At 39.3% G+C, this 25014-nt stretch carries 25 protein-coding genes; 16 read left to right on the top strand and 9 right to left on the bottom strand.

Features of this window, described 5'->3' with window-relative positions:
- Nucleotides 1–17: 17 nt before the first annotated feature.
- The 6 genes from msbA to tcdA are packed head-to-tail and all read left to right on the top strand — an operon-like array spanning nucleotide 18 to nucleotide 5172.
- Nucleotides 18–1763 (top strand): lipid A export permease/ATP-binding protein MsbA, encoded by a 1746-nt coding sequence (gene msbA, locus LOS73_RS12620; protein ID WP_033014902.1) that lies wholly within the window; start codon nucleotides 18–20, stop codon nucleotides 1761–1763.
- Nucleotides 1760–2740 carry a tetraacyldisaccharide 4'-kinase gene (lpxK, locus tag LOS73_RS12615; RefSeq protein WP_007375740.1) on the top strand — a complete coding sequence of 327 codons (981 nt, stop codon included), beginning with the start codon at nucleotides 1760–1762 and terminating at the stop codon, nucleotides 2738–2740. Before msbA ends, lpxK begins: the two co-directional genes overlap by 4 nt.
- Nucleotides 2730–2927, top strand: coding sequence for a Trm112 family protein (locus tag LOS73_RS12610; protein WP_007375741.1), 198 nt, complete (start codon nucleotides 2730–2732; stop codon nucleotides 2925–2927). The genes lpxK and LOS73_RS12610 overlap by 11 nt, the downstream gene beginning before the upstream one ends.
- Complete coding sequence (gene kdsB / locus LOS73_RS12605; protein ID WP_457933775.1) at nucleotides 2915–3676, top strand: 3-deoxy-manno-octulosonate cytidylyltransferase; 762 nt, start codon at nucleotides 2915–2917, stop codon at nucleotides 3674–3676. Before LOS73_RS12610 ends, kdsB begins: the two co-directional genes overlap by 13 nt.
- Complete coding sequence (locus LOS73_RS12600; protein WP_007375743.1) at nucleotides 3673–4353, top strand: TIGR01621 family pseudouridine synthase; 681 nt, start codon at nucleotides 3673–3675, stop codon at nucleotides 4351–4353. Before kdsB ends, LOS73_RS12600 begins: the two co-directional genes overlap by 4 nt.
- A complete protein-coding gene (gene tcdA, locus LOS73_RS12595) occupies nucleotides 4354–5172 on the top strand; it encodes a tRNA cyclic N6-threonylcarbamoyladenosine(37) synthase TcdA (protein ID WP_007375744.1) in 819 nt (272 codons plus the stop codon). It begins immediately after the preceding gene.
- On the opposite strand, the gene LOS73_RS12590 is transcribed toward tcdA, so the two are convergent.
- The 3 genes from LOS73_RS12590 to LOS73_RS12580 all read right to left on the bottom strand — a co-directional run bounded on the left by LOS73_RS12590 (nucleotide 5169) and on the right by LOS73_RS12580 (nucleotide 8257).
- Nucleotides 5169–5585, bottom strand: a complete 417-nt coding sequence (locus LOS73_RS12590; protein WP_007375745.1) for a SufE family protein — start codon at nucleotides 5583–5585, stop codon at nucleotides 5169–5171. The two genes, tcdA and LOS73_RS12590, sit on opposite strands and share 4 nt — an antisense overlap.
- 33 nt (nucleotides 5586–5618) lie before the next feature.
- On the bottom strand, nucleotides 5619–6845 hold the full coding sequence (locus LOS73_RS12585; RefSeq protein ID WP_457933774.1) for an aminotransferase class V-fold PLP-dependent enzyme: 1227 nt from the start codon (nucleotides 6843–6845) through the stop codon (nucleotides 5619–5621).
- 125 nt (nucleotides 6846–6970) lie between these two features.
- Nucleotides 6971–8257, bottom strand: coding sequence for a citrate synthase (locus LOS73_RS12580; protein WP_007375747.1), 1287 nt, complete (start codon nucleotides 8255–8257; stop codon nucleotides 6971–6973).
- A 419-nt stretch (nucleotides 8258–8676) separates the two neighbouring features.
- On the opposite strand from LOS73_RS12580, the gene sdhC reads away from it, so the two are divergent.
- From sdhC to sucD, 8 genes are all read left to right on the top strand, one after another.
- Complete coding sequence (sdhC, locus tag LOS73_RS12575; RefSeq protein WP_076914908.1) at nucleotides 8677–9054, top strand: succinate dehydrogenase, cytochrome b556 subunit; 378 nt, start codon at nucleotides 8677–8679, stop codon at nucleotides 9052–9054.
- Nucleotides 9045–9392, top strand: a complete 348-nt coding sequence (sdhD, locus tag LOS73_RS12570) for a succinate dehydrogenase, hydrophobic membrane anchor protein (RefSeq protein ID WP_007375749.1) — start codon at nucleotides 9045–9047, stop codon at nucleotides 9390–9392. Before sdhC ends, sdhD begins: the two co-directional genes overlap by 10 nt.
- Nucleotides 9393–11165 (top strand): succinate dehydrogenase flavoprotein subunit, encoded by a 1773-nt coding sequence (gene sdhA / locus LOS73_RS12565; RefSeq protein ID WP_007375750.1) that lies wholly within the window; start codon nucleotides 9393–9395, stop codon nucleotides 11163–11165. It begins immediately after the preceding gene.
- Between the two features lie 10 nt (nucleotides 11166–11175).
- Nucleotides 11176–11892 carry a succinate dehydrogenase iron-sulfur subunit gene (locus tag LOS73_RS12560; protein ID WP_007375751.1) on the top strand — a complete coding sequence of 239 codons (717 nt, stop codon included), beginning with the start codon at nucleotides 11176–11178 and terminating at the stop codon, nucleotides 11890–11892.
- Between the two features lie 91 nt (nucleotides 11893–11983).
- On the top strand, nucleotides 11984–14803 hold the full coding sequence (gene sucA, locus LOS73_RS12555) for a 2-oxoglutarate dehydrogenase E1 component (protein WP_033028374.1): 2820 nt from the start codon (nucleotides 11984–11986) through the stop codon (nucleotides 14801–14803).
- Between the two features lie 3 nt (nucleotides 14804–14806).
- Nucleotides 14807–16324: a 2-oxoglutarate dehydrogenase complex dihydrolipoyllysine-residue succinyltransferase gene (gene odhB, locus LOS73_RS12550; protein ID WP_457933773.1), complete on the top strand. Its 1518-nt coding sequence runs from the start codon at nucleotides 14807–14809 to the stop codon at nucleotides 16322–16324.
- A gap of 177 nt (nucleotides 16325–16501) precedes the next feature.
- The gene (gene sucC / locus LOS73_RS12545; protein WP_007375754.1) at nucleotides 16502–17668 is read left to right on the top strand and encodes an ADP-forming succinate--CoA ligase subunit beta; all 1167 of its coding nucleotides are present in this window, start codon (nucleotides 16502–16504) and stop codon (nucleotides 17666–17668) included.
- Nucleotides 17668–18540, top strand: coding sequence for a succinate--CoA ligase subunit alpha (sucD, locus tag LOS73_RS12540; RefSeq protein WP_002961811.1), 873 nt, complete (start codon nucleotides 17668–17670; stop codon nucleotides 18538–18540). The genes sucC and sucD overlap by 1 nt, the downstream gene beginning before the upstream one ends.
- A 58-nt stretch (nucleotides 18541–18598) precedes the next feature.
- Here sucD and LOS73_RS12535 read toward each other — a convergent pair whose 3' ends face one another.
- Nucleotides 18599–19669 (bottom strand): DUF3083 family protein, encoded by a 1071-nt coding sequence (locus tag LOS73_RS12535; RefSeq protein WP_457933772.1) that lies wholly within the window; start codon nucleotides 19667–19669, stop codon nucleotides 18599–18601.
- Between the two features lie 217 nt (nucleotides 19670–19886).
- Here LOS73_RS12535 and glnS point away from each other — a divergent pair, with 217 nt between their 5' ends.
- The gene (gene glnS / locus LOS73_RS12530) at nucleotides 19887–21545 is read left to right on the top strand and encodes a glutamine--tRNA ligase (protein ID WP_033039030.1); all 1659 of its coding nucleotides are present in this window, start codon (nucleotides 19887–19889) and stop codon (nucleotides 21543–21545) included.
- Nucleotides 21546–21654: 109 nt separating this feature from the next.
- On the opposite strand, the gene fur is transcribed toward glnS, so the two are convergent.
- The 5 genes from fur to LOS73_RS12505 form a co-directional block, all read right to left on the bottom strand.
- The gene (gene fur / locus LOS73_RS12525; protein ID WP_002962922.1) at nucleotides 21655–22098 is read right to left on the bottom strand and encodes a ferric iron uptake transcriptional regulator; all 444 of its coding nucleotides are present in this window, start codon (nucleotides 22096–22098) and stop codon (nucleotides 21655–21657) included.
- Nucleotides 22099–22284: 186 nt separating this feature from the next.
- Nucleotides 22285–22812, bottom strand: coding sequence for a flavodoxin FldA (gene fldA / locus LOS73_RS12520; RefSeq protein WP_007375757.1), 528 nt, complete (start codon nucleotides 22810–22812; stop codon nucleotides 22285–22287).
- 14 nt (nucleotides 22813–22826) lie between these two features.
- Nucleotides 22827–23105, bottom strand: coding sequence for a LexA regulated protein (ybfE, locus tag LOS73_RS12515; protein ID WP_002962928.1), 279 nt, complete (start codon nucleotides 23103–23105; stop codon nucleotides 22827–22829).
- Nucleotides 23106–23107: 2 nt separating this feature from the next.
- Nucleotides 23108–23329, bottom strand: coding sequence for a DUF2788 domain-containing protein (locus LOS73_RS12510; RefSeq protein ID WP_002962930.1), 222 nt, complete (start codon nucleotides 23327–23329; stop codon nucleotides 23108–23110).
- Nucleotides 23330–23424: 95 nt separating this feature from the next.
- Nucleotides 23425–24192: an alpha/beta fold hydrolase gene (locus tag LOS73_RS12505; RefSeq protein ID WP_008133719.1), complete on the bottom strand. Its 768-nt coding sequence runs from the start codon at nucleotides 24190–24192 to the stop codon at nucleotides 23425–23427.
- Between the two features lie 220 nt (nucleotides 24193–24412).
- On the opposite strand from LOS73_RS12505, the gene seqA reads away from it, so the two are divergent.
- Nucleotides 24413–25009: a replication initiation negative regulator SeqA gene (gene seqA, locus LOS73_RS12500; protein WP_007375759.1), complete on the top strand. Its 597-nt coding sequence runs from the start codon at nucleotides 24413–24415 to the stop codon at nucleotides 25007–25009.
- Nucleotides 25010–25014: the final 5 nt, after the last annotated feature.

The raw sequence follows: 25014 nt of genomic DNA, 5'->3' as shown, positions 1-25014 counted from the left end.
TGTATGAAGAGAGTGTTATGGATCAAAGTACTACACAAATTTATAAACGGTTAATTTCTTACGTCGGTGCATATAAGAGTGTAGCCTTCGTCGCTATTATAGGAATGATTGGCTATTCAGGAATGGATGCGCTATTTATTCAATTAATGAAACCATTTATTGATGAAGGTTTGAACCAACGAAACAGCGATGTATTAAAGTATGCTCCATTTGTTGTTATTGCACTGGTGATTGGGCGTGGTATTTTTAATTTTATGTCATCGTATTGTTTAAGCTATGTAGGTTCACAAGTTGTACGATCTTTACGCCAAGAGTTATTTGAGCACATATTGCATTTACCCGTTTCTTTTCATGACAAAAACTCTACGGGCGATTTAATTTCAAAAATCACTTTTGACACAGAGCAAGTTCAACAAGCAATAACTAAAGCGCTACTTATTGTTGTACGTGAAGGGGCCTTTGTCGTCTTTTTACTTGGTGTAATGTTTTATACCAGTTGGAAGCTCTCACTTATATTTCTAGTCATCATCCCTCTTGTCGCTATTATTGTAGCGGTTGTATCGAAACGTTTTCGCCATATTTCTAAAAGTATCCAATCAGCTATGGGGCAGGTTACACGTAGCTCTGAACAAATGCTTAGCGGACATAAAGTAATTCACGGGTTTGGTGGACAAGAGCAAGAAATAAATAAATTTTCTAAAATTAATAATCATAACCGTCAGCAGCGCATTAAAATGGATGCGACAAAAGCCTTAAGTGTATCCATTATTCAAATACTCGCCGCAAGTGCTATGGCTGTTATTTTATGGGTGGTATCGATGCCTTCTATGATTGATACTATAAGCTCTGGGGATTTTGTTGTTTTGATATCATCAATGATGATGTTGCTGCGCCCACTTAAACAATTGGCTAATGTTAATAGCGATATGCAACGTGGCATTTCTGCATCTCAAAGTATATTTTTAATACTTGATGAAAATGTAGAGAAAGATACTGGCACAGTCGCTGTTGATAAAGTTAAAGGGTTAATTGAAGTTAAAAATGTAACCTTTAAGTACCCAACTAAAGATGAAGCCGTATTAAACGATTTGTCGCTAACGATTAAAGCGGGTGAAAGTATTGCCTTAGTAGGGCGCTCAGGCTCGGGTAAATCAACTATTTCTAATTTATTACCACGTTACTATGATTTAGATCTGCCGAGTGAAATATTACTTGATGGCATAGCCCTGCAGGATTATAAATTAACAGATTTGCGTCGCCAATTTGCTTTGGTTTCTCAGCAAGTCGTGTTATTTAACGATACGATTGCTAACAATATTTGTTATGGCATAAAGCATGATGTAACTAATGACGAATTAGTACAAGTAGCAAAACAAGCGCATGTTTGGGAGTTTGTTAAAGATCTTCCAGAACAATTAAACACCATGGTAGGTGAAAATGGCGTAATGCTTTCTGGTGGTCAACGCCAGCGTATAGCGATAGCGCGTGCAATATTAAAAGATGCACCTATTTTGATTTTAGATGAAGCAACATCAGCACTTGATACAGAGTCTGAAAAGCTTATTCAGCAAGCGTTAGAAACGCTAATGAAAGACAAAACCTCAATTGTTATTGCGCATCGCTTATCTACTATTGAAAACAGTGACCGAATTTATGTTATTGATAACGGTCGTGTAATAGAAAGTGGCGATCACAATAGTTTATTAGCAAATGACGGTACGTATTCAGCCCTTTGCAAAATGCAGTTTGGTGATCAGGCGTGAGCAAAATAGAACAAAGTTGGTATAAACCATTTGGTCTAATTACTTTATTGTTATTACCATTGAGTGCTCTGTTTTGGATTGTATCGACATTTCGAAAATGCTTGTACAGCGCTAAAATAATTAAAGCGTTTGAGTGTAAAACGCCTGTTATTGTAGTCGGCAATATAAGTGTAGGCGGCAATGGTAAAACACCTTTTGTTTTGTGGTTGTATGAGTATTTGACCGAGCAAGGTCTATCAGTGGGTATTATTAGTAGAGGCTACGGTGGGCAATCAGATAATTACCCGCTGTTAGTCACTTCAGTTGTTAACGCCCAACAGGCTGGAGATGAGCCTGTACTTTTATACCACCGTTTAAAATGCCCAATAGCGGTTGGTCCTAATAGACAACACAATATCGATTTATTAGAAAATAACTATACGCTAGATGTCATTATTTCTGATGACGGAATGCAGCATTATAAAATGCCACGTAGCATTGAGTGTTGTATTGTTGATAGTGAACGCCGTTTTGGTAATGGCTTTGTTATGCCAGCAGGGCCACTTCGCGAAACAACTAAACGCTTACAAAATGTGGATATAGTAATTGAAAATGGTGGTGAGGCTAATAATAGCTACACGCTAAAAGTAAGTAACTTACGATTAGTTAATTCAAGTGATGATGTAAAACACACAGTGACTCATGCACATGCAATAAGTGCAATTGGTAATCCTAAACGGTTTGAAAACTCACTTGAAGCACAAGGCATTACGTTATTATCGACTCATCATTTTAAAGATCACTATGCTTATACAGCCGATGATTTTGCCCAGTTTGGCGATGATTACATTATAATGACCGAAAAAGACGCCGTTAAATGTCAGCCCTTTGCCAAACTTAATTGGTATTATTTACCAGTAGATGCACAACCTACCGATAGCGTTATAAATAAACTAAATTCATTATTAAAAGAAAAAGGAATACTCAATGGCCTTTGATACAAAACTACTCGAGATAATTGCTTGCCCAGTAGGCAAGGGTAAATTACGTTTTGATAGAGAAAATAACGAACTAATTAGCACGGCAGCTAAACTTGCTTATCCTGTAAAAGATGATATTCCAGTATTGCTTGAAAATGAAGCGCGTGAGTTATCTTTAGAAGAGGTTGAAAAGTGGAATTCGTAGTTGTTATACCTGCGCGTTTTGCATCAACCCGACTACCAGGAAAACCACTTGCCGATATATGCGGTAAGCCAATGGTTCAACATGTTTACGAAAAAGCATGTTTATCAGGTGCTAGCAAAGTTATTGTAGCAACCGATCATCAAAAAGTATTTGATGCAGTAAGTTTATTTACTAGCGACGTAGTAATGACTCGCGAAGATCACCAGTCTGGTACTGAACGGTTAGCAGAAGTAGTTGATTTACTTAAACTTGATAACGATACAATTGTGGTTAACGTACAAGGCGATGAGCCATTACTTGCACCAGAAAACGTATCTCAAGTTGCTGCGCTATTAAGTGATTCAACAGCACCAATGGCAACGTTAAGTGTTGCTATTGAAGAGCGTGATGAAGTATTTAATCCTAATGCCGTTAAAGTGGTGAGTGATATAAATAAAAATGCCCTGTATTTCTCTCGTGCAAGTATACCGTTTGATAGAAATACAATGATGGATGATAGCACGGCTCTTAATTTATCACCGTTCCAACGCCATGCAGGTATTTATGCGTACAGAGCGGGTTTTATTAAACAATATATAGAACTGAGTGTATCACCACTTGAATTGCTTGAATCGCTTGAGCAGTTACGTGTTTTGTATCATGGTTATAAAATCAAAATAGAACAAGCTCAAATAGCTCCCCATGCAGGTGTCGATACGCCCGATGACTTAGCTAAAGTGATAGCGCATATTAAAAGTAAAAACGTGTGAGTGAGCAAGTAAGTAAGATATTAAACGTTGTTTATACACATAACGATTTTTATATTTTAGAAAAGCCAGCAGGTCTTAATTTTCATTCAGAGGAGGGGCCTGGTTTTGTTGTGTTAGCCGAACAACAATTATCGCAAAAGCTTTATGGCGTTCATCGTTTAGATAAAGTGACATCAGGGCTTATTATTTTAGCAAGAAACAAAGCCTCTGCAGCCGCCTTTACTGTTATGTTTACTGAGCATGCGATTAATAAATTTTATTTAGCGATTAGTGATGCTAAACCTAAAAAGAAGCAAGGGTGGATAAAAGGCGATATGGCTAAATCTCGCCGTGGCTCATTTAAGTTACTAACGAGTACACTTAACCCTGCAATCACCCGATTCTATTCTCTGAGTTATAAGCCAGGATTTAGAGGGTATATTTTAAAGCCTTATTCAGGAAAGACGCATCAATTAAGAGTGGCACTAAAAAGTGTGGGCGCAGCTATTTTTGGCGATGCAATGTATTCAGGCACGCCTTCTAATCGTACCTATTTACATGCATATGCGTTAAGCTTTTTATGGCAAGGTGAACAAATACAGCTAACTTTATTACCCGATAGTGGTGATGAGTATTTGGCGTTAATTAAACATCAAGATTTTCAAGCATGGCAATCGCCATGGCAACTGGATTGGTAAATGAGCGAAAAAGTTACAGATATACGTTTTGGTGGTATTAAACGTTTATATGGTCATCAACAGTTTGATTGGCTTCAAGAAGCACACTTTTGTGTAGTAGGTATTGGTGGTGTAGGAAGCTGGGCGGCTGAAGCGCTCGCGCGTACTGGTGTTGGTAAAATAACATTGATTGATTTAGATGATATTTGCGCCACTAACGTAAATAGGCAAATTCATGCGTTAACGGGCACTATTGGTCAAGCTAAAGTCGATGCAATGAAAGCGCGCTGCGAGCTTATTAACCCAGAATGCCAAATTAATGTAATAGATGATTTTATTACACTTGATAATATTCAAGAACATATTCAAGGTTTTGATTATGTGATTGATTGTATTGATGCGGTTAAAGAAAAGGCGGCATTAATAGCGCATTGTAAACGTAATAAACTCCCTATAATTACAACCGGTGGTGCTGGCGGGCAAACTGATCCTAGCCAAATAACGTTTGGTGATGTAGCTAAAACTACGCAAGACCCATTACTTGCAAAAGTGCGCTATATTTTGCGCAAGCAGTATAATTTTAGTAATAACCCTAAGCGTAAGTTCAATATTGATTGTGTTTACTCAACAGAGCAATTGGTTTACCCAGGAAGCGATGGCAGTGTATGCCATGCTAAGCAAAGTGCTGATGGCTCGATGAATATGGACTGTAATAACGGTTTTGGATCTGTGACTATGATCACAGGAAGCTTCGGCTTTTTTGTTGCGGCAAAAGCTGTTCGAAAATATTTGGATAAAAAGCAGCGTCTACTTACAACGCTTGATTGTGATAGAGCTTAGAGCACTTTTTGTTGTGCCATGGTTTTTATTTTTTCAATCATGGCTTTAATTCCATTGCCACGAGAAGGGCTTAAGTGACTAATTAAGCCTAATTTTTCAAACTCTTCATACGCATCAATTTTAATTACCTGCTCTGGTGTTAAACCGTTATACAGCGCTAATATTAAGGCTAGTAAGCCTTTTACAATACGTGTATCTGAGTCACCTATAACGACTAAAGAGCTCTCTGTTAAATCAAACTCTACAAACATCCACACTTTACTTTCGCAGCCTGGTACAAGGGCATCATCAATTTTCAGCGATTCTGGTAATATAGGTAATGTTTTACCCAACAGCATTATTTCACGATATTTTTGCTGCCAAGCGGGTGCATTTTTTATAGATTCAGTGACTTTTTTAAACGTATTTGTCATGAGTTATCCTAATTAATTCTATTAAAGTGACGTTTAATCCAATAAAGCGATACATTTTTTAAGCGAATGGATAAATATATCTACATCTTCAAAGGTATTGTAAAAGGTTAAACTAGCTCTAACTGTTCCATTAACGCCTAAATGTGCCATTAAAGGTTGTGTACAATGATGTCCGCTCCTTACTGCAACCCCATATCCGTCAAGTAAAGTTGCCAAATCGTAAGGATGTTCATTATTAAAGTTAAAACAGAGCGTACCAATATTGTCAGATAGGTTGCTATATATTGTAATACCCTCAATCATTACCAATTTTTTTGCTGCATAATTAAATAATTTTTGCTCGTAGCGCTGAATTTTACCGTGGTCTAATTCATTTAAATAGTCTAATGCAGCACTAAAGCCTAAAACGCCGGAAATATTCGGTGTGCCGGTTTCAAATTTTGCAGGTGCTGGGCGATATGTACTGTGGGTTAAATATACTTTATCGATCATTTCACCGCCTGATTGATATATATCTAAGGCGTTTAATTCCTCATATCGACCATAAAGTACACCTAAGCCTGTTGGACCAAGCATTTTATGGCTTGAGCAGACATAAAAATCACAGTTTAATTTCCGTAAATCAGGCTTTAAATGCAGTGCACCTTGCGCACCATCGACTAAAACAAGTGAATTTACCTCTTTTGCTACTCTAATCAATGGCGATAAGTCAGTGATATTACCAAGTGTGTTAGATACTTGTGTAATAGCTAATAGGGTAGGCCTTATTTGTTTTATAAATTCACAGCATTCTAGCGTGTTTAATGTGCCATTTTTATTAAGCGGCAGCGATACTAACTTAGCTCCTGTTTGTTGACTCACTATTTGCCAAGGCACTATGTTTGCGTGATGCTCAAGTGGAGATATCATTATGGTATGACTTTTATCTAAACGCTTTTTTAAGCCGTTAGCGACCAAGTTTATTGCCTCTGTAGCGCCTTTTGTCCAAACAATCTCGTTGCTGAACACATTAAAATACTGAGCCATTTTATCTCGTGCTTGCTCGTATAAATTAGTAGCTTGTTCGCTGAGCGAGTGACGGCCACGGTGTACATTTGCGTTTTGAGAAGTATAAAACTCAGTAATTGCATTAATAACTGATTGAGGCTTTTGCGAGGTTGCAGCTGAGTCTAAATAAACAAGCGGGCAGCCGTTTATAGTTTGATTTAAGGTAGGGAAGTCACTTCGAATTTTATTTATGTCGAACTCTAAAACAGTCATTAGCTTCATCAATGTAGTCATTTTAAGGCGAGAATTGTAGACACTTTTTTATTATTCTCAAGTAACAAATAATAAAAAAGGCCGCAAAGCGACCTTTTAAAATATTCAAACAATACTAAAGCGGATTAGCGCTTATCAGTTGATACGTAGTCACGTGCTGTGTAACCAGTATAAAGCTGACGAGGGCGGCTTATCTTATGACCAGGTTGAGATAACATCTCGTCCCAGTGAGTGATCCAACCAACAGTACGTGCCATTGCAAAAATAACAGTGAACATGCTTGTTGGAATACCAATCGCTTTTAAGATAATACCTGAGTAGAAATCAACGTTAGGGTACAATTTCTTCTCTACGAAGTACGGGTCTTCTAGCGCGATTTTCTCAAGTTTCATTGCAATATCAAGCAATGGATCTTGGATATTAAGCTCAGCTAAAACTTCATGACACGTTTGACGCATTACTGTAGCGCGTGGGTCAAAGTTTTTGTAAACACGGTGGCCAAAGCCCATAAGGCGGAACGGGTCAGCTTTATCTTTAGCTTTTGCTACATATTCATCGATACGGTCAACAGAACCGATTTCTTCTAACATGTTTAAACATGCTTCATTAGCGCCGCCGTGAGCAGGGCCCCAAAGAGAAGCAATACCAGCAGCAATACAAGCGTATGGGTTAGCACCAGACGAACCTGCAAGACGTACTGTAGACGTTGATGCATTTTGTTCATGGTCAGCATGAAGCATGAATATTTTATCCATTGCTTTAGCTGTTATAGGGTTAACTTTGTATTCTTCAGCAGGTACAGAGAACATCATATGTAAGAAATTTTCTGCATAACTTAAATCATTACGTGGGTATACAAACGGTTGGCCGATGTTTGTTTTATAAGCCATTGCAGCAATAGTTGGTAACTTAGCAACTAGCTTAACTGCGCTTGTTTTACGTTGTTCTGCATCAGTAATATCAAGGTCTTCATGATAAAAAGATGATAACGCACCCACTACACCACAAAGCATTGCCATTGGGTGAGCGTCAAAGCGGAAACCTTGGAAAAAGTTAGCAATCTTCTCGTCAAGCATAGTGCTTGTAGTGATTTCATTCTTAAAAACTTCGTATTGCTCTTTAGAAGGTAATTCACCATTTAACAGTAAATAACATAACTCAATGTAGTTTGAGTCGTCAGCTAATTGTTCGATTGGGTAACCGCGGTGAAGTAAAATGCCTTTACCACCATCAATGTAGGTGATTGCAGATTCACAAGAACCAGTCGACATGAAACCTGGGTCATAAGTAAAGTGACCATGTGAACCTAACGTACGTACGTCGATTACATCTTGGCCAGCAGTGCCTTGATAAATTGGAAGTTCGATTGGATCTAGCCCATCAATTTGGACTGTGGCTTTTTTATCTGCCATCGTTATGTATCTCCTATTAAGATATCTATTCTGATTTTTAGATTTTTAAAGTTCTGAAATCTGTTTTAAGCACATCTTCGCATTTTAACGTGAAAGAGGGGTGTAAAGTCAATTTTTATAAACATTATGCATATATGTATAATAAATATTCTGTATTAATTAAATATAATACCATTGGCTAATTCGCAAACATCTATAAATAAACAAGAATTGTAAAAAGCCCTGTGGGTATATATACTAACAGTGGTTTTAAACCGCATTGTATTTGGGTAAACATTTTTTTACAGCTTAACTTTTGCTTAAATGTGAACTTTAACTGTTTTAATACGTTTACTTTGATAGTTCCACCAGTAATATTTGGTGGGTTTTTAGAAAAGCAAGTAGATGAGCTCCACTGCGAGCAAGATGGGCAAGTAACTGTGAAAAAGCAAAGACCTGTAAATCTAGATCTAACAACTATATCTATGCCGGCAACGGCTAAAGCGTCAATATTCCACCGCGTCACCGGTGTTGCATTGTTTTTTGCTTTAACGTTTGTCATTTGGGCTTGGTCTGAGTCTCTCTCTTCAGCTGAAAGTTTTGAATTCGTCAAGGGTCTGTTTAACGGATTCATTGCCAAATTTATAGCTTGGGGCACTGTTTCTGTATTAGGTTATCACCTTATTGGTGGTATCCGTCATATGATTATGGATATGGGACATTGGGAAGAACTTGAATCAGGTAACCTCAGCGCTAAAGTTTCAATGGCTCTTGGTGTTGTGTTTGCCGTATTGGCAGGGGTGTGGATATGGTTTTAAATCAAGCAACTCTTAAACGTGATGGTGTACAAGATTTCGTATCTTTACGTACCACGGCATTAATAATCAGCGCGTATGCGATTTTTATTATCGGCTATTTTTTAGCGACGCCAGAAGTCACTTTCGAAGCCTGGACAGGCCTCTTCTCTAACCTAGCAATGAAAGGGTTTACATTAATTACCCTTGTGTGCGTTATGGTTCATACCCGCATTGGCCTTTGGCAAGTTCTTACAGACTATGTTAAGTGTGCGAAGTTACGTGCTGTTTTAGGTTTTATATTAAACCTAATGGCCGTTGCGTACGTAGCTATTGGTCTAATTGTATTATGGGGTGTTTAAGTGAAATATTCTGTTCGTGAATTTGACGCCGTAGTAATTGGTGCAGGTGGTGCAGGTATGCGCGCTGCTTTAGCAATTACTGAATCTGGCAAAACGTGTGCATTAATTTCTAAAGTATTTCCAACTCGCTCACACACTGTATCTGCACAAGGTGGTATTACAGTAGCGCTTGGTAATTCACACGAAGACAACTGGGAATGGCATATGTACGATACCGTTAAAGGTTCCGATTTTATCGGTGACCAAGACGCTATTGAATACATGTGTCAAACTGGCCCAGAAGCGATTACCGAATTAGAAAACATGGGTTTACCATTTTCTCGTTTTGAAAATGGCCGTGTTTACCAACGTCCTTTCGGTGGTCAATCGAAAAACTTTGGTGGTGAACAAGCCGCACGTACTGCAGCAGCTGCTGACCGTACTGGTCACGCGCTATTACACCTTCTATATCAACAAAACGTTAAAAACAAAACAAATGTATTCTCTGAATGGTATGCACTTGATTTAGTTAAAAACGATAATGGTGATGTGGTAGGGTGTACTGCAATTGAGATTGAGACAGGTGAAGTTACCTTCTTCAAATCTAAAGCTGTTGTATTAGCTACTGGTGGTGCAGGTCGTATATTCGCATCAACCACTAATGCTCACATTAACACTGGTGACGGTGTTGGTATGGCAACACGTGCTGGTATTTCTATGCAAGACATGGAAATGTGGCAGTTCCACCCAACGGGTATCGCAGGTGCTGGTACGCTAGTAACTGAAGGTTGTCGTGGTGAAGGCGGTTATCTTTTAAATAAAGATGGCGAACGCTTCATGGAACGTTACGCACCAAACGCAAAAGACTTAGCGTCTCGCGACGTTGTTGCACGTTCAATGATGACTGAAATCCGTGAAGGTCGTGGTTGTGATGGTCCTTGGGGTCCACATCTTAAGTTAAAACTTGACCACTTAGGTGAAGAAACACTTAACTTACGTCTTCCTGGCGTATGTGACCTTGCTAAAACATTTGCTCACGTTGACCCTGCAAAAGAGCCAATTCCAGTAATTCCAACGTGTCATTATATGATGGGTGGTGTTCCTACTAATGTAAATGGACAAGCGCTACAAATCGATGCTCAAGGCAACGAAACAGTAGTTCAAGGTTTATTTGCAGTAGGTGAGATTGCATGTGTATCTGTACACGGTGCAAACCGCTTAGGTGGTAACTCATTACTTGATTTAGTTGTGTTTGGTCGTGCTGCGGGTAACTTCTTAGGTAAGTACCTAAATGACGTTGAAATATCTAAAGCTGCTTCAGAATCAGACTTAGAAGCGTCTCTTGCACGTTACAATCGTTGGGAAAATTCAACGGCTGGCCAAGGTGAAGATCCAGTTCAAATCAAAAAAGACCTACAACAATGTATGCAGCTTAACTTCTCGGTATTCCGTGAAGGTGACTCAATGGCTGCAGGTCTTCAAGAACTTAAAGAAATTCGTGAACGCCTGCAACATGCTCGTCTTGATGATAAATCATCAGACTTCAATACGCAGCGTATCGAATGTCTTGAACTAGATAACTTAATGGAAACAGCTTACTCAACTGCAGTAGCTGCAAACTTCCGTACAGAAAGCCGTGGCGCACATTCTCGCTTTGACTACCCAGATCGTGATGACGAAAACTGGTTATGTCACTCAGTATTTAATCCTGTAACGGATGAAATGAGCAAGCGTGATGTAAACTATGCGCCTAAAACGCGTGAAGCTTTCCCACCTAAAGCACGTGTTTACTAGGAGATAGACGATGGCACAAGTACAATTTTCAGTTTATCGTTATAATCCAGATGTTGACAACGCTCCTCGTATGCAAGAATACACCTTGCAAACTGAGGAAGGTCACGACATGATGGTGTTGGATGCACTTATTCTTTTAAAAGAACAAGATCCTACATTATCTTTCCGTCGTTCATGCCGTGAAGGTGTGTGTGGATCTGATGGTGTTAACATGAATGGTAAAAATGGTTTAGCATGTATTACTCCTTTATCTACGCTACAAAAAAATGGCAAAGGTAAAATCGTAGTACGCCCATTACCAGGTTTACCTGTGGTTCGTGACCTTGTTATTGACATGAGTCAGTTCTACACTCAATACGAAAAAGTAAAACCTTATTTAATTAATGATCAGCCTGCTGCAGGCGAACGTCTTCAAACCATCGAAGAGCGTGATAAATTAGATGGGCTTTATGAGTGTATTTTGTGTGCATGTTGTTCGACATCGTGTCCTTCGTTCTGGTGGAATCCAGACAAGTTCATTGGTCCAGCAGGGCTTCTTCACGCTTACCGTTTCTTGGCTGATAGCCGAGATACAGCAACTGAAGAACGTTTAGCGGATTTAGACGATGCGTTCAGTGTGTTCCGTTGCCACAGTATCATGAACTGTGTTAGCGTTTGTCCTAAGGGTCTTAACCCGACTAAAGCAATTGGGCAAATCAAATCTATGTTATTAAACCGAGCGGTTTGATTACTTAGTAAACGTAAGATGGCTAATACAGATTATTAGCCATCTTGTTATGATAACTATTAATTTCTGCGCTAAAGAAAAGGGCTTATAAATGCACGAAGGTGTGATGAAGGCATGGCTAGAATCTTCACATTTAAACGGCGGTAACGTTGCTTATGTAGAAGAGCTTTATGAAGCGTATTTAGACGATGCGACTTCTGTGCCAGAAGAATGGCGAGAAGTGTTCGAACAATTACCTAAAGTTGATGGTGTGGATGTTGAAGTAAAACATTCAGAAGTTCGAGCGCAGTTTGCACAGCTTGCCAAAAACAAGCATAGAGAAGTAGTGGTAGCAGAGGGTAGTGGCGGTGACCTTAAACAGGTTAAAGTTCTACAACTTATTAATGCTTTCCGTTTTCGTGGACACCAAAATGCAAACCTAGATCCATTAGGTATTTGGGAACGAGAACGTGTACGAGATTTAGAGCTAGATTACCACGACTTATCAGCAGCTGATTTTGACCGCGAATTTAATGTAGGATCGTTTGCCGTTGGCCGCGATACTATGCCTTTAGGTGAACTATACCAAGCACTAAAAACTACATATTGTGGTTCGATTGGCGCCGAGTATATGCACATCACATCGACAGAAGAAAAACGTTGGTTACAACAGCGTTTAGAATCTGTTCAGTCTAGGCCTAAATTCGAAAAAGAAGAAAAGCTGCGTATCCTAAAAGGATTAACGGCAGCTGATGGTCTTGAAAAATATTTAGGGGCTAAGTTCCCAGGTGCTAAGCGTTTCTCACTTGAAGGTGGCGATGCATTAGTTCCAATGTTAAAAGAGCTTATTCACCGCGCTGGTGAAAGCGGCCAACAAGAAGCTGTCATTGGTATGGCTCACCGTGGTCGTTTAAATGTGCTTGTGAACGTACTAGGTAAAAATCCATCAGAGTTGTTTGATGAGTTTGCTGGTAAACACAAAGAAACATTAAGTTCTGGTGATGTTAAATACCACATGGGTTATTCATCTGACTTTGCTACTAAAGGTGGCAATGTTCATATGGCGCTTGCGTTTAACCCGTCTCATCTTGAAATTGTAAATCCAGTAGTTATGGGCTCAGTTCGTGCTCGTTTAGATCGCTTAGGTGATAGCTCTGGTATTAAAGCGCTACCAATCACAATTCATGGTGATTCTGCGGTTACAGGTCAAGGTGTTGTACAAGAAACATTTAATTTATCACAAACTAACGCGTTTAGTTGTGGTGGTAGTATTCGTATTGTTGTAAATAACCAAGTTGGTTTTACTACATCAAAACAAGACGACGTACGCTCTACTGATTACTGTACTGATATTGCTAAAATGGTTCAGTCACCTATCTTCCACGTTAATTCTGATGACCCTGAAGCAGTTGCATTTGTTACTCAACTTGCACTTGATTTCAGAAACCAGTTTAAGCGTGACGTAGTAATCGATTTAGTGTGTTACCGTCGCCATGGTCACAACGAAGCTGATGAGCCTAATGCTACGCAGCCTTTAATGTACCAAAAAATTAAAAAGCATCCAGTTCCACGTTTAATCTATGCCGATCAACTTATTGCTGAAGGTTCTTTTTCTGAACAAGAAATAAAAGCCTTAGCCGATGAGTATCGTAACGCATTAGATGAAGGAAATTGTGTTGTTTCAGAAATTCAGCCAGAGACATCACATTCTTCAGATTGGGCAAAGTATGTTGGCCATGAATGGGATGTTGATTACGATGCCAGCGTACCTGTTGAAGAGCTTAAGGCACTTGGTGAGAAAATTGCTTCTTACCCTGAGCAATATAAAGCACAGTCACGCGTTAAAAAGATTTACGATGATCGTAAGTTAATGGCTTCTGGTGAGAAGCCTCTTGATTGGGGTATGGCAGAAACACTTGCTTATGCAACAATTGCAACTGAAGGTACTGACATCCGTTTGACGGGTCAAGATTCAGGTCGTGGAACATTCTTTCATCGTCATGCTGTTGTTCACAGTCAATCAGATGGTGCTACTTATACACCTCTACAGCACTTAAGTGAAGATCAAGGTACTTTCCAAGTATTCGACTCTGTTTTATCTGAAGAAGCTGTCGTTGCTTTTGAATATGGTTATGCAACAGCTGAGCCTACGTCATTAGTACTTTGGGAAGCGCAATTTGGTGACTTTGCCAACGGTGCACAAGTTGTATTTGACCAATTTTTAAGTTCTGGTGAGCAAAAGTGGGGCCGTTTATGTGGTCTGACAATTTTGTTACCACATGGCTACGAAGGTCAAGGTCCAGAGCATAGTTCAGCACGCTTAGAGCGTTTTCTACAACTATGTGCTGATCACAACATGCAAGTCTGTGTTCCGTCTACTCCGGCACAAGTTTACGCTATGCTTCGTCGTCAATCAGTTCGACCACTTCGTCGTCCACTGATTGTTATGACGCCTAAGTCGTTACTGCGTCACCCTCTTGCTACTTCATCGCTTGAAGAGCTTTCGCACGGTGTTTTCCATAATATGATCGACGAAGTTGATGATATTAACCCTGAGAAAGTAGAACGTGTTGTATTTTGTAGTGGTAAAGTTTACTACGAGCTATTACAAGAGCGTCGCAAACTTGAACAAGATAATGTTGCTATTGTTCGTGTTGAGCAGTTATATCCGTTCCCACACGACGAAATGCAAACAATTATGGAGCGTTACCAACACGTAACTGATTTTGTATGGTGTCAAGAAGAGCCACAAAACCAAGGTGCATGGTACTGTTCACAACATCACTTTATTGATGCAATCCCACAAGGTGCTAAATTAAAATATGCAGGGCGTAAAGCGTCTGCATCACCAGCGTGTGGTTACATGTCAGTACATACTAAAGAACAACAAGCGCTCGTTGCCGACGCGCTTACTATAGAAAATAAAGGATAAGCAATGAGCACAGAAATTAAAGTTCCTGTTCTTCCTGAGTCGGTTGCAGATGCTACCGTTGCTACATGGCATGTAAGTGTTGGCGACAAAGTAACTCGCGATCAAAACTTAGTAGACATTGAAACAGATAAAGTGGTTTTAGAAGTTGTTGCACAGCATGACGGTGTAATTACAGAAATATCACAAGAAGAAGGTGCAACCGTACTTGGCGATCAAGTTATGGGTTTACTTGGTGATGCTGATGCAGCGCCAGCAAGTGAAGGTTCATCTAAAGAAGAATCAGCACCCGCTAAATCAGAAGACGCGCCAGCGGCGCAATCAGCACCAGCACCAGAAGGTAAAGAAGTGGACATTAAAGTACCTGTACTTCCAGAATCAGTTGCAGACGCAACAATTGCTACATGGCATGTACAACCAGGTGACGCAGTAACACGCGACCAAAACTTGGTAGATATTGAAACAGATAAAGTTGTTCTTGAAGTAGTAGCTCAAGAAGATGGCATCATGGGTGATATCATTCACAACGAAGGCGATACTGTACTAGGCGAGCAAGTAATTGGTTCGGTTAAAGCAGGCGGTGCACCAGCGGCTCCAGCTGCAAAAGCAGACGCAGCGCCAGCAGCAGATTCAAGCGAAAGCTCTGATGTGTTAACACCATCAGTTCGTCGTTTAATTGCTGAGAAAGGCCTAGACGCTTCTAAAATTAACGGCACGGGTAAAAATGGCCGTGTAACTAAAGAAGACGTTGATACATTCTTAAAAGCACCAGCACCAGTGGCTAAAAAAGCAGAAGCTTCAGCTCCTGCAGCACCGATGGGCGACCGCACTCAAAAACGTGTTCCTATGACTCGTTTACGTAAAACGATTGCTACACGCCTTCTTGAAGCTAAAAATTCAACTGCAATGTTAACAACATTCAACGAAGTGAACATGGAACCAATCATGAGCCTTCGTAAGCAGTACCAAGAAGTATTTGAAAAGCGCCATGGTATTCGTTTAGGTTTCATGTCTTTCTACGTGAAAGCGGTAACTGAAGCACTTAAACGCTTCCCTGATGTTAATGCATCAATTGATGGTGACGATATTGTTTACCATAACTATTTTGATATCAGCATTGCAGTATCTACTCCACGTGGGCTAGTTACTCCGGTACTTAAAGATTGTGACAAACTATCTGTTGCTGAAATCGAAAAGGGTATTCGTGAATTAGCACTTAAAGGTCGTGATGGTAAGCTAACGCTTGCAGATATGACTGGCGGTAATTTCACTATCACTAATGGTGGCGTATTTGGTTCATTACTATCTACACCTATCATTAACTTGCCACAGTCTTCAATCTTGGGTATGCATAAAATTCAAGACCGTCCAATGGCTGTAAATGGTAAAGTTGAAATACTACCTATGATGTATTTAGCACTTTCTTATGATCATCGCATCATTGATGGTAAAGAATCTGTTGGTTTCTTAGTAACTATTAAAGAGTTACTTGAAGATCCAACACGCTTATTGCTAGATGTTTAATCTAGTTGTATGAAATGTAAGCTGTGAATGAACATTCACAGCTTTTTTTTTGCGCCTTTGGTCGTACTGGGGTTTTCATGTTAAGCCTTGGGATCTATACTAGGTGCGCAATTTGGGATAGTTGTTTATTTTCAAAAATATTCAGCTCTTTTAGTATAAAAAATTGGATAAAGCATCATGAATTTGCATGAGTATCAGGCAAAACAACTTTTTGCCGAATATGGTTTACCAGTTTCTCAAGGTTTCGCTTGCGATACACCTGAAGAAGCTGCAGCAGCTGCTGAAAAAATCGGCGGTGATATGTGGGTTGTTAAAACTCAGGTTCACGCAGGTGGACGTGGTAAAGCTGGCGGTGTAAAGCTAGTAAAAACTATCGACGAAGTAAAAGCGTTTGCAGCTAACTGGCTGGGTAAAAACCTAGTTACTTACCAAACAGACGAGAAAGGCCAGCCAGTAGCTAAAATTTTAGTTGAAAGCTGTACTGACATTGCTAACGAATTGTACCTAGGTGCAGTAGTTGACCGTGCATCTCGCAAAGTAGTTTTCATGGCGTCTACTGAAGGCGGCGTTGAAATTGAAACTGTTGCAGAAGAAACACCAGAGCTTATCCACAAAGCTGAAATCGACCCGTTAGTAGGTCCTCAAGCTTACCAAGCACGTGAACTAGGCTTCAAATTGGGTCTTAACCCAGTACAAATGAAGCAGTTTGTTAAGATCTTCATGGGTCTTGGTAAAATGTTTACTGATTTTGATTTCGCACTACTTGAAATCAACCCGTTAGTAATTACAGACGAAGGTAACCTTCACTGTCTTGACGGAAAAATCGGTATTGATGGTAATGCACTTTACCGTCAACCTAAAATCCGTGAGTTCCACGATCCATCTCAAGAAGATGCACGTGAAGCACACGCAGCAAGCTTCGAGCTTAACTACGTTGCTCTAGATGGCAATGTTGGTTGTATGGTTAACGGTGCAGGCCTAGCAATGGGTACTATGGACATCGTAAACCTACACGGCGGCAAACCGGCTAACTTCCTAGATGTTGGCGGCGGCGCGACTAAAGAACGTGTTTCTGAAGCATTCAAAATCATTCTTTCTGACGACAATGTTAAAGCTGTTTTAGTTAACATCTTTGGCGGTATCGTTCGTTGTGACATGATTGCTGAAGGCATCATTGGCGCAGTTAAAGAAGTTGGCGTAAACGTACCTGTAGTTGTACGTTTAGAAGGTACTAATGCTGAACTAGGTCGTGAAGTTCTAGCTAAGTCTGACCTTAACATCATCGCTGCTGAATCACTAACAGACGCTGCTGAGAAAGTTGTTGCTGCTGCGGAGGGCAAATAATGTCTGTATTAATCAATAAAGATACAAAAGTTATCTGTCAAGGTTTCACTGGTGGCCAAGGTACTTTCCACTCTGAGCAAGCGCTTGAGTACGGTACACAAATGGTTGGTGGTGTAAGCCCTGGTAAAGGCGGTCAAACGCACCTTGGTCTTCCTGTATTCAACACAGTTCGTGATGCTGTTCAAGAAACTGGCGCAACTGCTTCAGTTATCTATGTACCAGCTCCTTTTTGTAAAGATGCAATTTTAGAAGCTATCGATGCTGGCATCGAGCTGATTGTTTGTATCACTGAAGGTATCCCTACACTTGATATGGTTGACGTTAAAGTTAAACTAGATCAAACAGGTACTCGCATGATCGGTCCTAACTGTCCAGGTGTTATTACTCCTGGTGAAACTAAGATTGGTATCATGCCTGGTCACATCCACAAACCTGGTAAAGTAGGTATTGTTTCTCGCTCTGGTACTTTAACGTACGAAGCGGTTAAGCAAACTACTGATGCTGGTTTTGGTCAGTCTACGTGTGTTGGTATTGGTGGTGATCCAATTCCAGGTACTAACTTTATCGACGTTTTAGAAATGTTCGAAAAAGATCCACAAACTGAAGCAATCGTAATGATTGGTGAAATTGGTGGTACTGCAGAAGAAGAAGCTGCAGAGTACATCAAAGCTAACGTAACTAAACCTGTAGTATCTTACATTGCTGGTGTTACTGCACCAGAAGGTAAGCGTATGGGTCACGCTGGCGCAATCATCGCAGGCGGTAAAGGTACTGCTGATGAGAAATTTGCTGCATTAGAAGCTGCGGGCGTAAAAACTGTACGTTCACTTGCTGAAATCGGTAAAGCACTTAAAGAGAAAACAGGCTGGTAATTGCTTGTTCCCTCTGAAAAGGCCCGCTTATGCGGGCCTTTTTGTTATTGGGTTAAATTTAGAATGGATAACTAATGTGCTGAAAGAAGCGCACAGACAAATCTTGTCGTTGTTTATTTATAGCAAGCTCTTCACATAAAGCGTGAACCGTTTTTTCTACTTGGTTCATGAAGCGCCCATACCCAATCTCATGCTTATCTTGGTTTGTCGCAACGACAACGAAATGGATGGTTTCTACTAGTTTAGTTTCATCATAAAAATATTTAATCTGACTTTCATTTGATTCAACATCAAAACTTAATTTCTGCAATTCTACATTGCCTTCATTTTTATCTATTTTACTGTTACGGATAATTGGTATTGCACCATTGGCAACCATTGCGCCATGCGTTAGTTTATTAATTTCACATGCGCGTTTAAAGCTATCAGCAAAGTAGTCATAAAACTTTTTAAAATCCTGATCGTTTACCATTGTTTGAAACTGTGTTTTGATTGCACGAGAAATTGGAATAGTAAAAGTCGTGTAAGTCATTTCAGCATGGTCACCCGGTATATTGCATTGCCTCGACTGATAACGAGGGTAGAGGCTTCTTAGCTTATAACCATAACTTTCTTTATTGCCTTTGTCTTTAGCAAACAAATCGTAAGTAAGATGCTGGTGATCGCGAAGTTTAAATTGAGGTTGATTTAGAAATAATTGCTCTTGTAAAAGGGTCAATACTTTTTGTACTTTATTGTGAAACAAAGCTGAATTCGCACGTAAGTCCTCACCGGTGGCTAAAAAAAGTAAACGTATTTTTTTACTTTTCGTGTTTGGTGTGTAATAAAGTTTATGCGCTTCGTGATAGCGAGGATTATAAAAAAACAGCATCTGCTTATCCGTTTCTAACTGGTATGACTCATCATGAAATCGTACAACCGGTAGCTTATCGTTGGCAAGTAAATGTACATTATGAAGCTCATATTCATCACAACATGCAAATAGTTGACGCGCAATGCGTTCATAGCAACAATCTATAGTGGTAAAACTACTGTAAAACGCTTCACTAGGTGTTATTTCAGCCAATAAATAGTGATTAGCGCGTGCGTTTGTTGGAATATATACGCGGTGTTGATTAAGTGTAGCCATCTTCGGATCCTTATAAAGTAGGTTATTCGATTACTATAATCGGTTTTGATGACTTAAATATTGCGTTAAAACAAATTTTATTCATAAACAATGGAACCTGTGGATTAAAGTTAATCAATATCTAAAATAAACCTTAATCTATTGCTGTATGTTAGTGTATGTTTTTGTAATAATGCATTAGTTTTGTTATTACGTAATATTAGAGGATCACACTCCTATGGCGGAAATTGAGAATCGCCCAAGTAACTTTATTAGAACCCGAATTGATGAAGACTTAGCAAGCGGGAAACATGCTACAACGCATACACGTTTTCCACCTGAACCAAATGGTTTTTTACATATTGGTCATGCAAAATCAATTTGCTTAAATTTTGGTATCGCAAAAGACTACAACGGTTTATGTAACCTACGTTTTGACGATACAAACCCTGAAAAAGAAGACATTAACTACGTAAATTCTATTAAAGAGGATGTACAGTGGTTAGGTTTTAATTGGGATGGCGATATAAAGTATTCTTCTAACTATTTTGATACTTTATATGGTTACGCAGTTGAGCTAATAAATAAAGGCTTAGCGTACGTTTGTTTTTTAACTGCAGACGAAGCGCGACAGTACCGTGGTACATTAAAAGAGCCAGGTAAAAACAGTCCATATAGAGACACGTCAGTTGAAGAAAACCTAGCGTTATTTGAAAAAATGCGTGCTGGTGAATTCAAAGAGGGTGAATGTGTTCTGCGTGCTAAAATTGATATGGCAAGCTCATTTATGGTGCTTCGCGATCCAATTATTTACCGTGTGCGTTTTGCTCACCATCATCAAACAGCTGATAAGTGGTGCATTTACCCTATGTATGACTTCACGCACTGTATTTCTGATGCGCTTGAAGGTATTACACATTCGTTATGTACATTAGAGTTTCAAGATAACCGCCGTTTATACGACTGGGTACTTGATAACATCAGTTTAGAATGTCACCCGCAGCAAATTGAGTTCTCACGTTTAAATCTTGAATATACAATTATGTCTAAGCGTAAGCTTAGTGATTTAGTGGTTAATAACCATGTAGAAGGGTGGGACGACCCACGTATGCCTACAATTGCAGGTTTACGTCGTCGTGGCTATACACCAGGTTCAATTCGTGAATTTTGTTTGCGTATTGGTGTAACAAAACAAGAGAATATGGTCGAAATGGGCATGCTTGAAGCGTGTATCCGTGAAGACTTAAACGAAAATGCACCACGTGCAATGGCTGTACTCAATCCTGTTAAAATAGTTATTGAAAACTACGATGCAGACAAGGTTGAAATTTTATCTGTGGCTAATCACCCAAATAAAGAAGAAATGGGTCGTCGTGATGTACCGTTTACGCGTGAAATTTATATCGAACGTGAAGACTTCAAAGAAGAAGCAAATAACAAATTCAAACGTTTAGTACTTGATAAAGAAGTACGCTTACGTGGTGCTTATGTTATTAAAGCGCAGCGTGTTGAAAAAGACGAAAATGGCGAAATCACAACTATCTTCTGTACTTACGACAGCGAAACACTTGGTAAAAACCCAAGTGATGGACGTAAAGTAAAAGGCGTTATTCACTGGGTTTCAGCACCAGAGTCTATCACTGCAGAAGTGCGTTTATACGACCGTTTGTTTAGCGTACCAAACCCAGCAGCTGCTGATGAGTTCGAAACAACACTAAACCCAGAGTCATTGGTTGTTTTGCCAAACGCTAAATTAGAGCCATCGCTTGCTGATTCTCAAGCAGAGCAGGGCTTTCAGTTTGAGCGTACGGGTTATTTCTCTCGTGATTCTAAATCAGAGAACGTTGTATTTAACCAAACAGTGGGTCTTCGTGATTCATGGTCTAAAACACAGTAGCTACGTTTAATAATGAGCCTGTATTTATACCGGCTCACTATATACTATCGTAATTTAGACACAAAAAAACCTGCAATTAGCAGGTTTTTTATTGCTTTAAAAAGCGCTATTAGCTGTTTGCGTCGCTAAACTCTTTACACGCTGCTTTATCATTACACTCACCGTATAAATACAAAGAATGATTTGTAAGGGTAATCCCATTTTCTTCAGCAATCTCAAGTTGACGACGTTCAATCATATCATCTTCAAACTCTACAACTTTACCACATTTCAGACATACTAAATGATCGTGGTGCGTGCTTCCTGAAAGTTCAAATACTGATTTTCCACCTTCAAAGTGATGACGGCTTACAATACCTGCATCATCAAATTGGTTAAGTACGCGGTATACAGTCGCAAGACCAATTTCTTCACCTAGATCCAAAAGAATTTTGTAAACATCTTCAGCACTGATGTGTTGGTTATCTGGAGATTGTAAAATCTCTAATATTTTAATACGCGGTAAAGTTACTTTTAAACCGGCTTTTTTAAGTTCCAAGTTATGATCAGTCATTAAATCTGTCTCAATTTTATTTGGTTATACTAGACATCTTGCAAAGATGTACACGACACATTAGCAATAAACAGGATAACGTGCCTAAGCGTTAAGTGCAAAGAACAATTGATTTATATTGCTATTAAAGCTTAAATCGCTAACTGTTTGATAGTTATTTAAACAGCTCGCGATATATGTAGAAAATTAGTCAGCTAATTCACTTAAACACATTTCTTCATACACTTGAGCCGACCATGCTTTAACACGTTGCTCAGTTAGCTCTGGTTGACGGTCTTCATCGATACCCAAGCCTACAAAGTGCTTCTCATCAGCCATGCCTTTAGACGCTTCAAAGTCATAGCTTTCGCTTGGCCAATGGCCCACAACAATAGCGCCACGCTCAGTAACTATATCGTTGATCATGCCCATTGCATCTAAAAAGTACTCTGCGTAATCTTCTTGGTCTCCACAACCAAAAATAGCCACAAGCTTACCTTCGAAGTCCACTTCCTCAAGCTCAGGGAAAAAGTCGTCCCAGTCACATTGCGCTTCGCCGTAGTACCAAGTCGGAATACCGAATAAGATTAAATCAAATTCAGCTATCTCTTCTTTAGAGCTTTTTGCAATATCATGAACAGCCACTAGCTTTTTACCCAATTCTTTTTGGATCATTTTTGCTACGTGTTCTGTGTTACCTGTGTCACTTCCGAAAAAAATGCCTACACTTGCCATGGATTTAAAACCTTTTATGTATCAATAGCCAATCTTTCTTGTAAAATCGTTTCAATCAGCGCACTGCGGCTAATATTTTGTGCATCTGCCATATCACTTAATGCTTGATATAACTGTGATGAAACTTTAAATTCAACACGTTTTAAACCACGTGCTTTATCTCTTTTTATTTGATTACGTTTATTTACCTTTAACTGCATATCCCGTGAAAGGGGATTGGTTTTAGGCCTGCCTGGGCGTTTTTCGTATTCAAATAAATCGAGTGTAGTTCTATCTGTTTCTGACTTCGCCATGCTTAACCTACACCTGCGCCTTGCCAAAATACTTGAATAAGCCCTTTAGCAATAAAGCCTGAACAACCTAAAAAGAGCACGCCCCAGACAATGTATTGTCCGAACTTTGGTACATTACCACTTTTTAGTACGTCTTTAATTGCCATGCCGATGAATATGAAAATACCGGCTAAGCCAAAATACAACCCTAGGGTATCAAATTCGTTAATTAACTGACTGACCATCAACGTATAACCTTTAAATTAAACGGCGCGTACTATAGCATATAAATATTGATATATTTAGTGCGCAGAATCAAAAACACGCGATTAAAATTACTTTAAATCGCAGTTAAAAAGTCATTTATCGCTTTATTAACAGCAAGGGGCTTTTGAGCATGAAGCCAATGACCTGCTCCATGAATAATTTTAGCCTTGGTGTTTTTAAAGCGTGTTGTAATTGCAGTACGATGTTCGGGCAAAATATAGTCAGAATCGTTGCCTTTAATGAAAAGAGTATCGCATAAACAAGAATTATTTTCATTAACATTGGATGTGATTGTCGAATATTTTTCATTGAGCACATTTAAGTTAAATCGCCACGCAAAACGACCTTCTTCATTTTTAGCGAGGCTTTTAAGTAAAAATTGTCGAACTCCAAGCTCTTCGATAAAAGGCTGCATAATTGCATCAGCTTGTTTTCGATCGTCGATTGATTGTGCTGAAACTGCTTTTAATGCTTGCAGTATTTTTGTGTGGCGAGCGGGGTAACTAACAGGTGCAATATCAAGTACAACCAATTTATTTACCAGCTCAGGATGGGTAAGTGCTAATTCCATTGCCACTTTACCACCCATAGAGTGGCCAACTAAATGGGCCTTATCTATGTTTAAACGGGCTAATAACTCAACAATATCTTGTGCCATTGCTGGGTAATTCATTTCATCGCTATGAGGTGACAGACCATGGTTACGCAAATCAACGTTTATAACATTAAAGTGTTCACTTAATGGCTTTGCAATAACATTTAAGTTTTCTAATGATCCAAAAAGCCCGTGGATCAAAATAACGTTAGGACCTTGCCCTTGTTGCTTGTAATTTAACTGCATACTAGCCTCCTGAAAATTTGGCCATAGTTTGCCGAGCATTGCTCTAAAAAGCAAAAAATACAGCGACTATTTATTCAATTGGGCTTTTGTTTGTTAAATCAACAACAATCAAGTAAATATTAATATGTTTACGGGAGTGCTTGTTGTAACTCGCATTTCTGATTGGTTTGGGTATAATCACACGGGAGAAAGAAATGTGACCCGTAATGACAGGAATAACATGAAACAAATCGACATAGACGACGAATTATATCAATATATTGCAAGCAATACGCAAAGTATTGGTGAAAGTGCATCCACTATTTTACGTCGTTTATTAAATCTGAGCGGCGAAAAAATTCTAACCGCAAACGTAGAACTAACTCAAAACAATCAAACTGCGACTACGTCCACTGCTACATTAAAAAGCTCAGACCCAACGGCTGCTGAGACTACAAAAAAACAAACACCTGTAGCTCACGCACCTGTGCAGCAAAAAAGTGATAATATTTTTAATGTACTAAATAAAGAAGAGCTGGCAATGCAAAAGGGCGTTGTTGGACGTTTTTTGTTTATTTTAAGTGCATTTTACCGTACACATAAAACTGACTTTTCGGCTGTATTAGATATAAAAGGCCGCGACCGTGTTTACTTTGCTACCAGCAAAGAAGACTTAGTTAATAGCGGCAGTAGCATGAATCCTAAAAACATAACTGATAGTGAATATTGGGTTATGACGAATTCTAATACAACGCGTAAAAAAATGATGCTTCATGAAGTGGCTCTTTGCCTTGGTTACAGTGCAGAGCAAGCTGAAAAAATTCGCGATTACCTGTAAGGAAA

This window comes from Pseudoalteromonas sp. SCSIO 43210, from assembly GCF_054133285.1.
Note: the sequence above shows the minus strand (reverse complement) of the source record. Positions and strands in the feature narration are given on the sequence as shown.

Coding starts and splice junctions, on each gene's coding strand:
- LOS73_RS12590 (WP_007375745.1), bottom strand. CDS start 5,585: ATGACAAATACGTTTAAAAAAGTCACTGAATCTATAAAAAATGCACCC.
- LOS73_RS12560 (WP_007375751.1), top strand. CDS start 11,176: ATGGCACAAGTACAATTTTCAGTTTATCGTTATAATCCAGATGTTGAC.
- glnS (WP_033039030.1), top strand. CDS start 19,887: ATGGCGGAAATTGAGAATCGCCCAAGTAACTTTATTAGAACCCGAATT.
- fldA (WP_007375757.1), bottom strand. CDS start 22,812: ATGGCAAGTGTAGGCATTTTTTTCGGAAGTGACACAGGTAACACAGAA.
- LOS73_RS12610 (WP_007375741.1), top strand. CDS start 2,730: ATGGCCTTTGATACAAAACTACTCGAGATAATTGCTTGCCCAGTAGGC.
- ybfE (WP_002962928.1), bottom strand. CDS start 23,105: ATGGCGAAGTCAGAAACAGATAGAACTACACTCGATTTATTTGAATAC.
- tcdA (WP_007375744.1), top strand. CDS start 4,354: ATGAGCGAAAAAGTTACAGATATACGTTTTGGTGGTATTAAACGTTTA.
- sdhD (WP_007375749.1), top strand. CDS start 9,045: ATGGTTTTAAATCAAGCAACTCTTAAACGTGATGGTGTACAAGATTTC.
- fur (WP_002962922.1), bottom strand. CDS start 22,098: ATGACTGATCATAACTTGGAACTTAAAAAAGCCGGTTTAAAAGTAACT.
- odhB (WP_457933773.1), top strand. CDS start 14,807: ATGAGCACAGAAATTAAAGTTCCTGTTCTTCCTGAGTCGGTTGCAGAT.
- LOS73_RS12505 (WP_008133719.1), bottom strand. CDS start 24,192: ATGCAGTTAAATTACAAGCAACAAGGGCAAGGTCCTAACGTTATTTTG.
- msbA (WP_033014902.1), top strand. CDS start 18: ATGGATCAAAGTACTACACAAATTTATAAACGGTTAATTTCTTACGTC.
- LOS73_RS12585 (WP_457933774.1), bottom strand. CDS start 6,845: ATGACTGTTTTAGAGTTCGACATAAATAAAATTCGAAGTGACTTCCCT.
- sucC (WP_007375754.1), top strand. CDS start 16,502: ATGAATTTGCATGAGTATCAGGCAAAACAACTTTTTGCCGAATATGGT.
- LOS73_RS12535 (WP_457933772.1), bottom strand. CDS start 19,669: ATGGCTACACTTAATCAACACCGCGTATATATTCCAACAAACGCACGC.
- LOS73_RS12580 (WP_007375747.1), bottom strand. CDS start 8,257: ATGGCAGATAAAAAAGCCACAGTCCAAATTGATGGGCTAGATCCAATC.
- seqA (WP_007375759.1), top strand. CDS start 24,413: ATGAAACAAATCGACATAGACGACGAATTATATCAATATATTGCAAGC.
- LOS73_RS12510 (WP_002962930.1), bottom strand. CDS start 23,329: ATGGTCAGTCAGTTAATTAACGAATTTGATACCCTAGGGTTGTATTTT.
- sucD (WP_002961811.1), top strand. CDS start 17,668: ATGTCTGTATTAATCAATAAAGATACAAAAGTTATCTGTCAAGGTTTC.
- sucA (WP_033028374.1), top strand. CDS start 11,984: ATGCACGAAGGTGTGATGAAGGCATGGCTAGAATCTTCACATTTAAAC.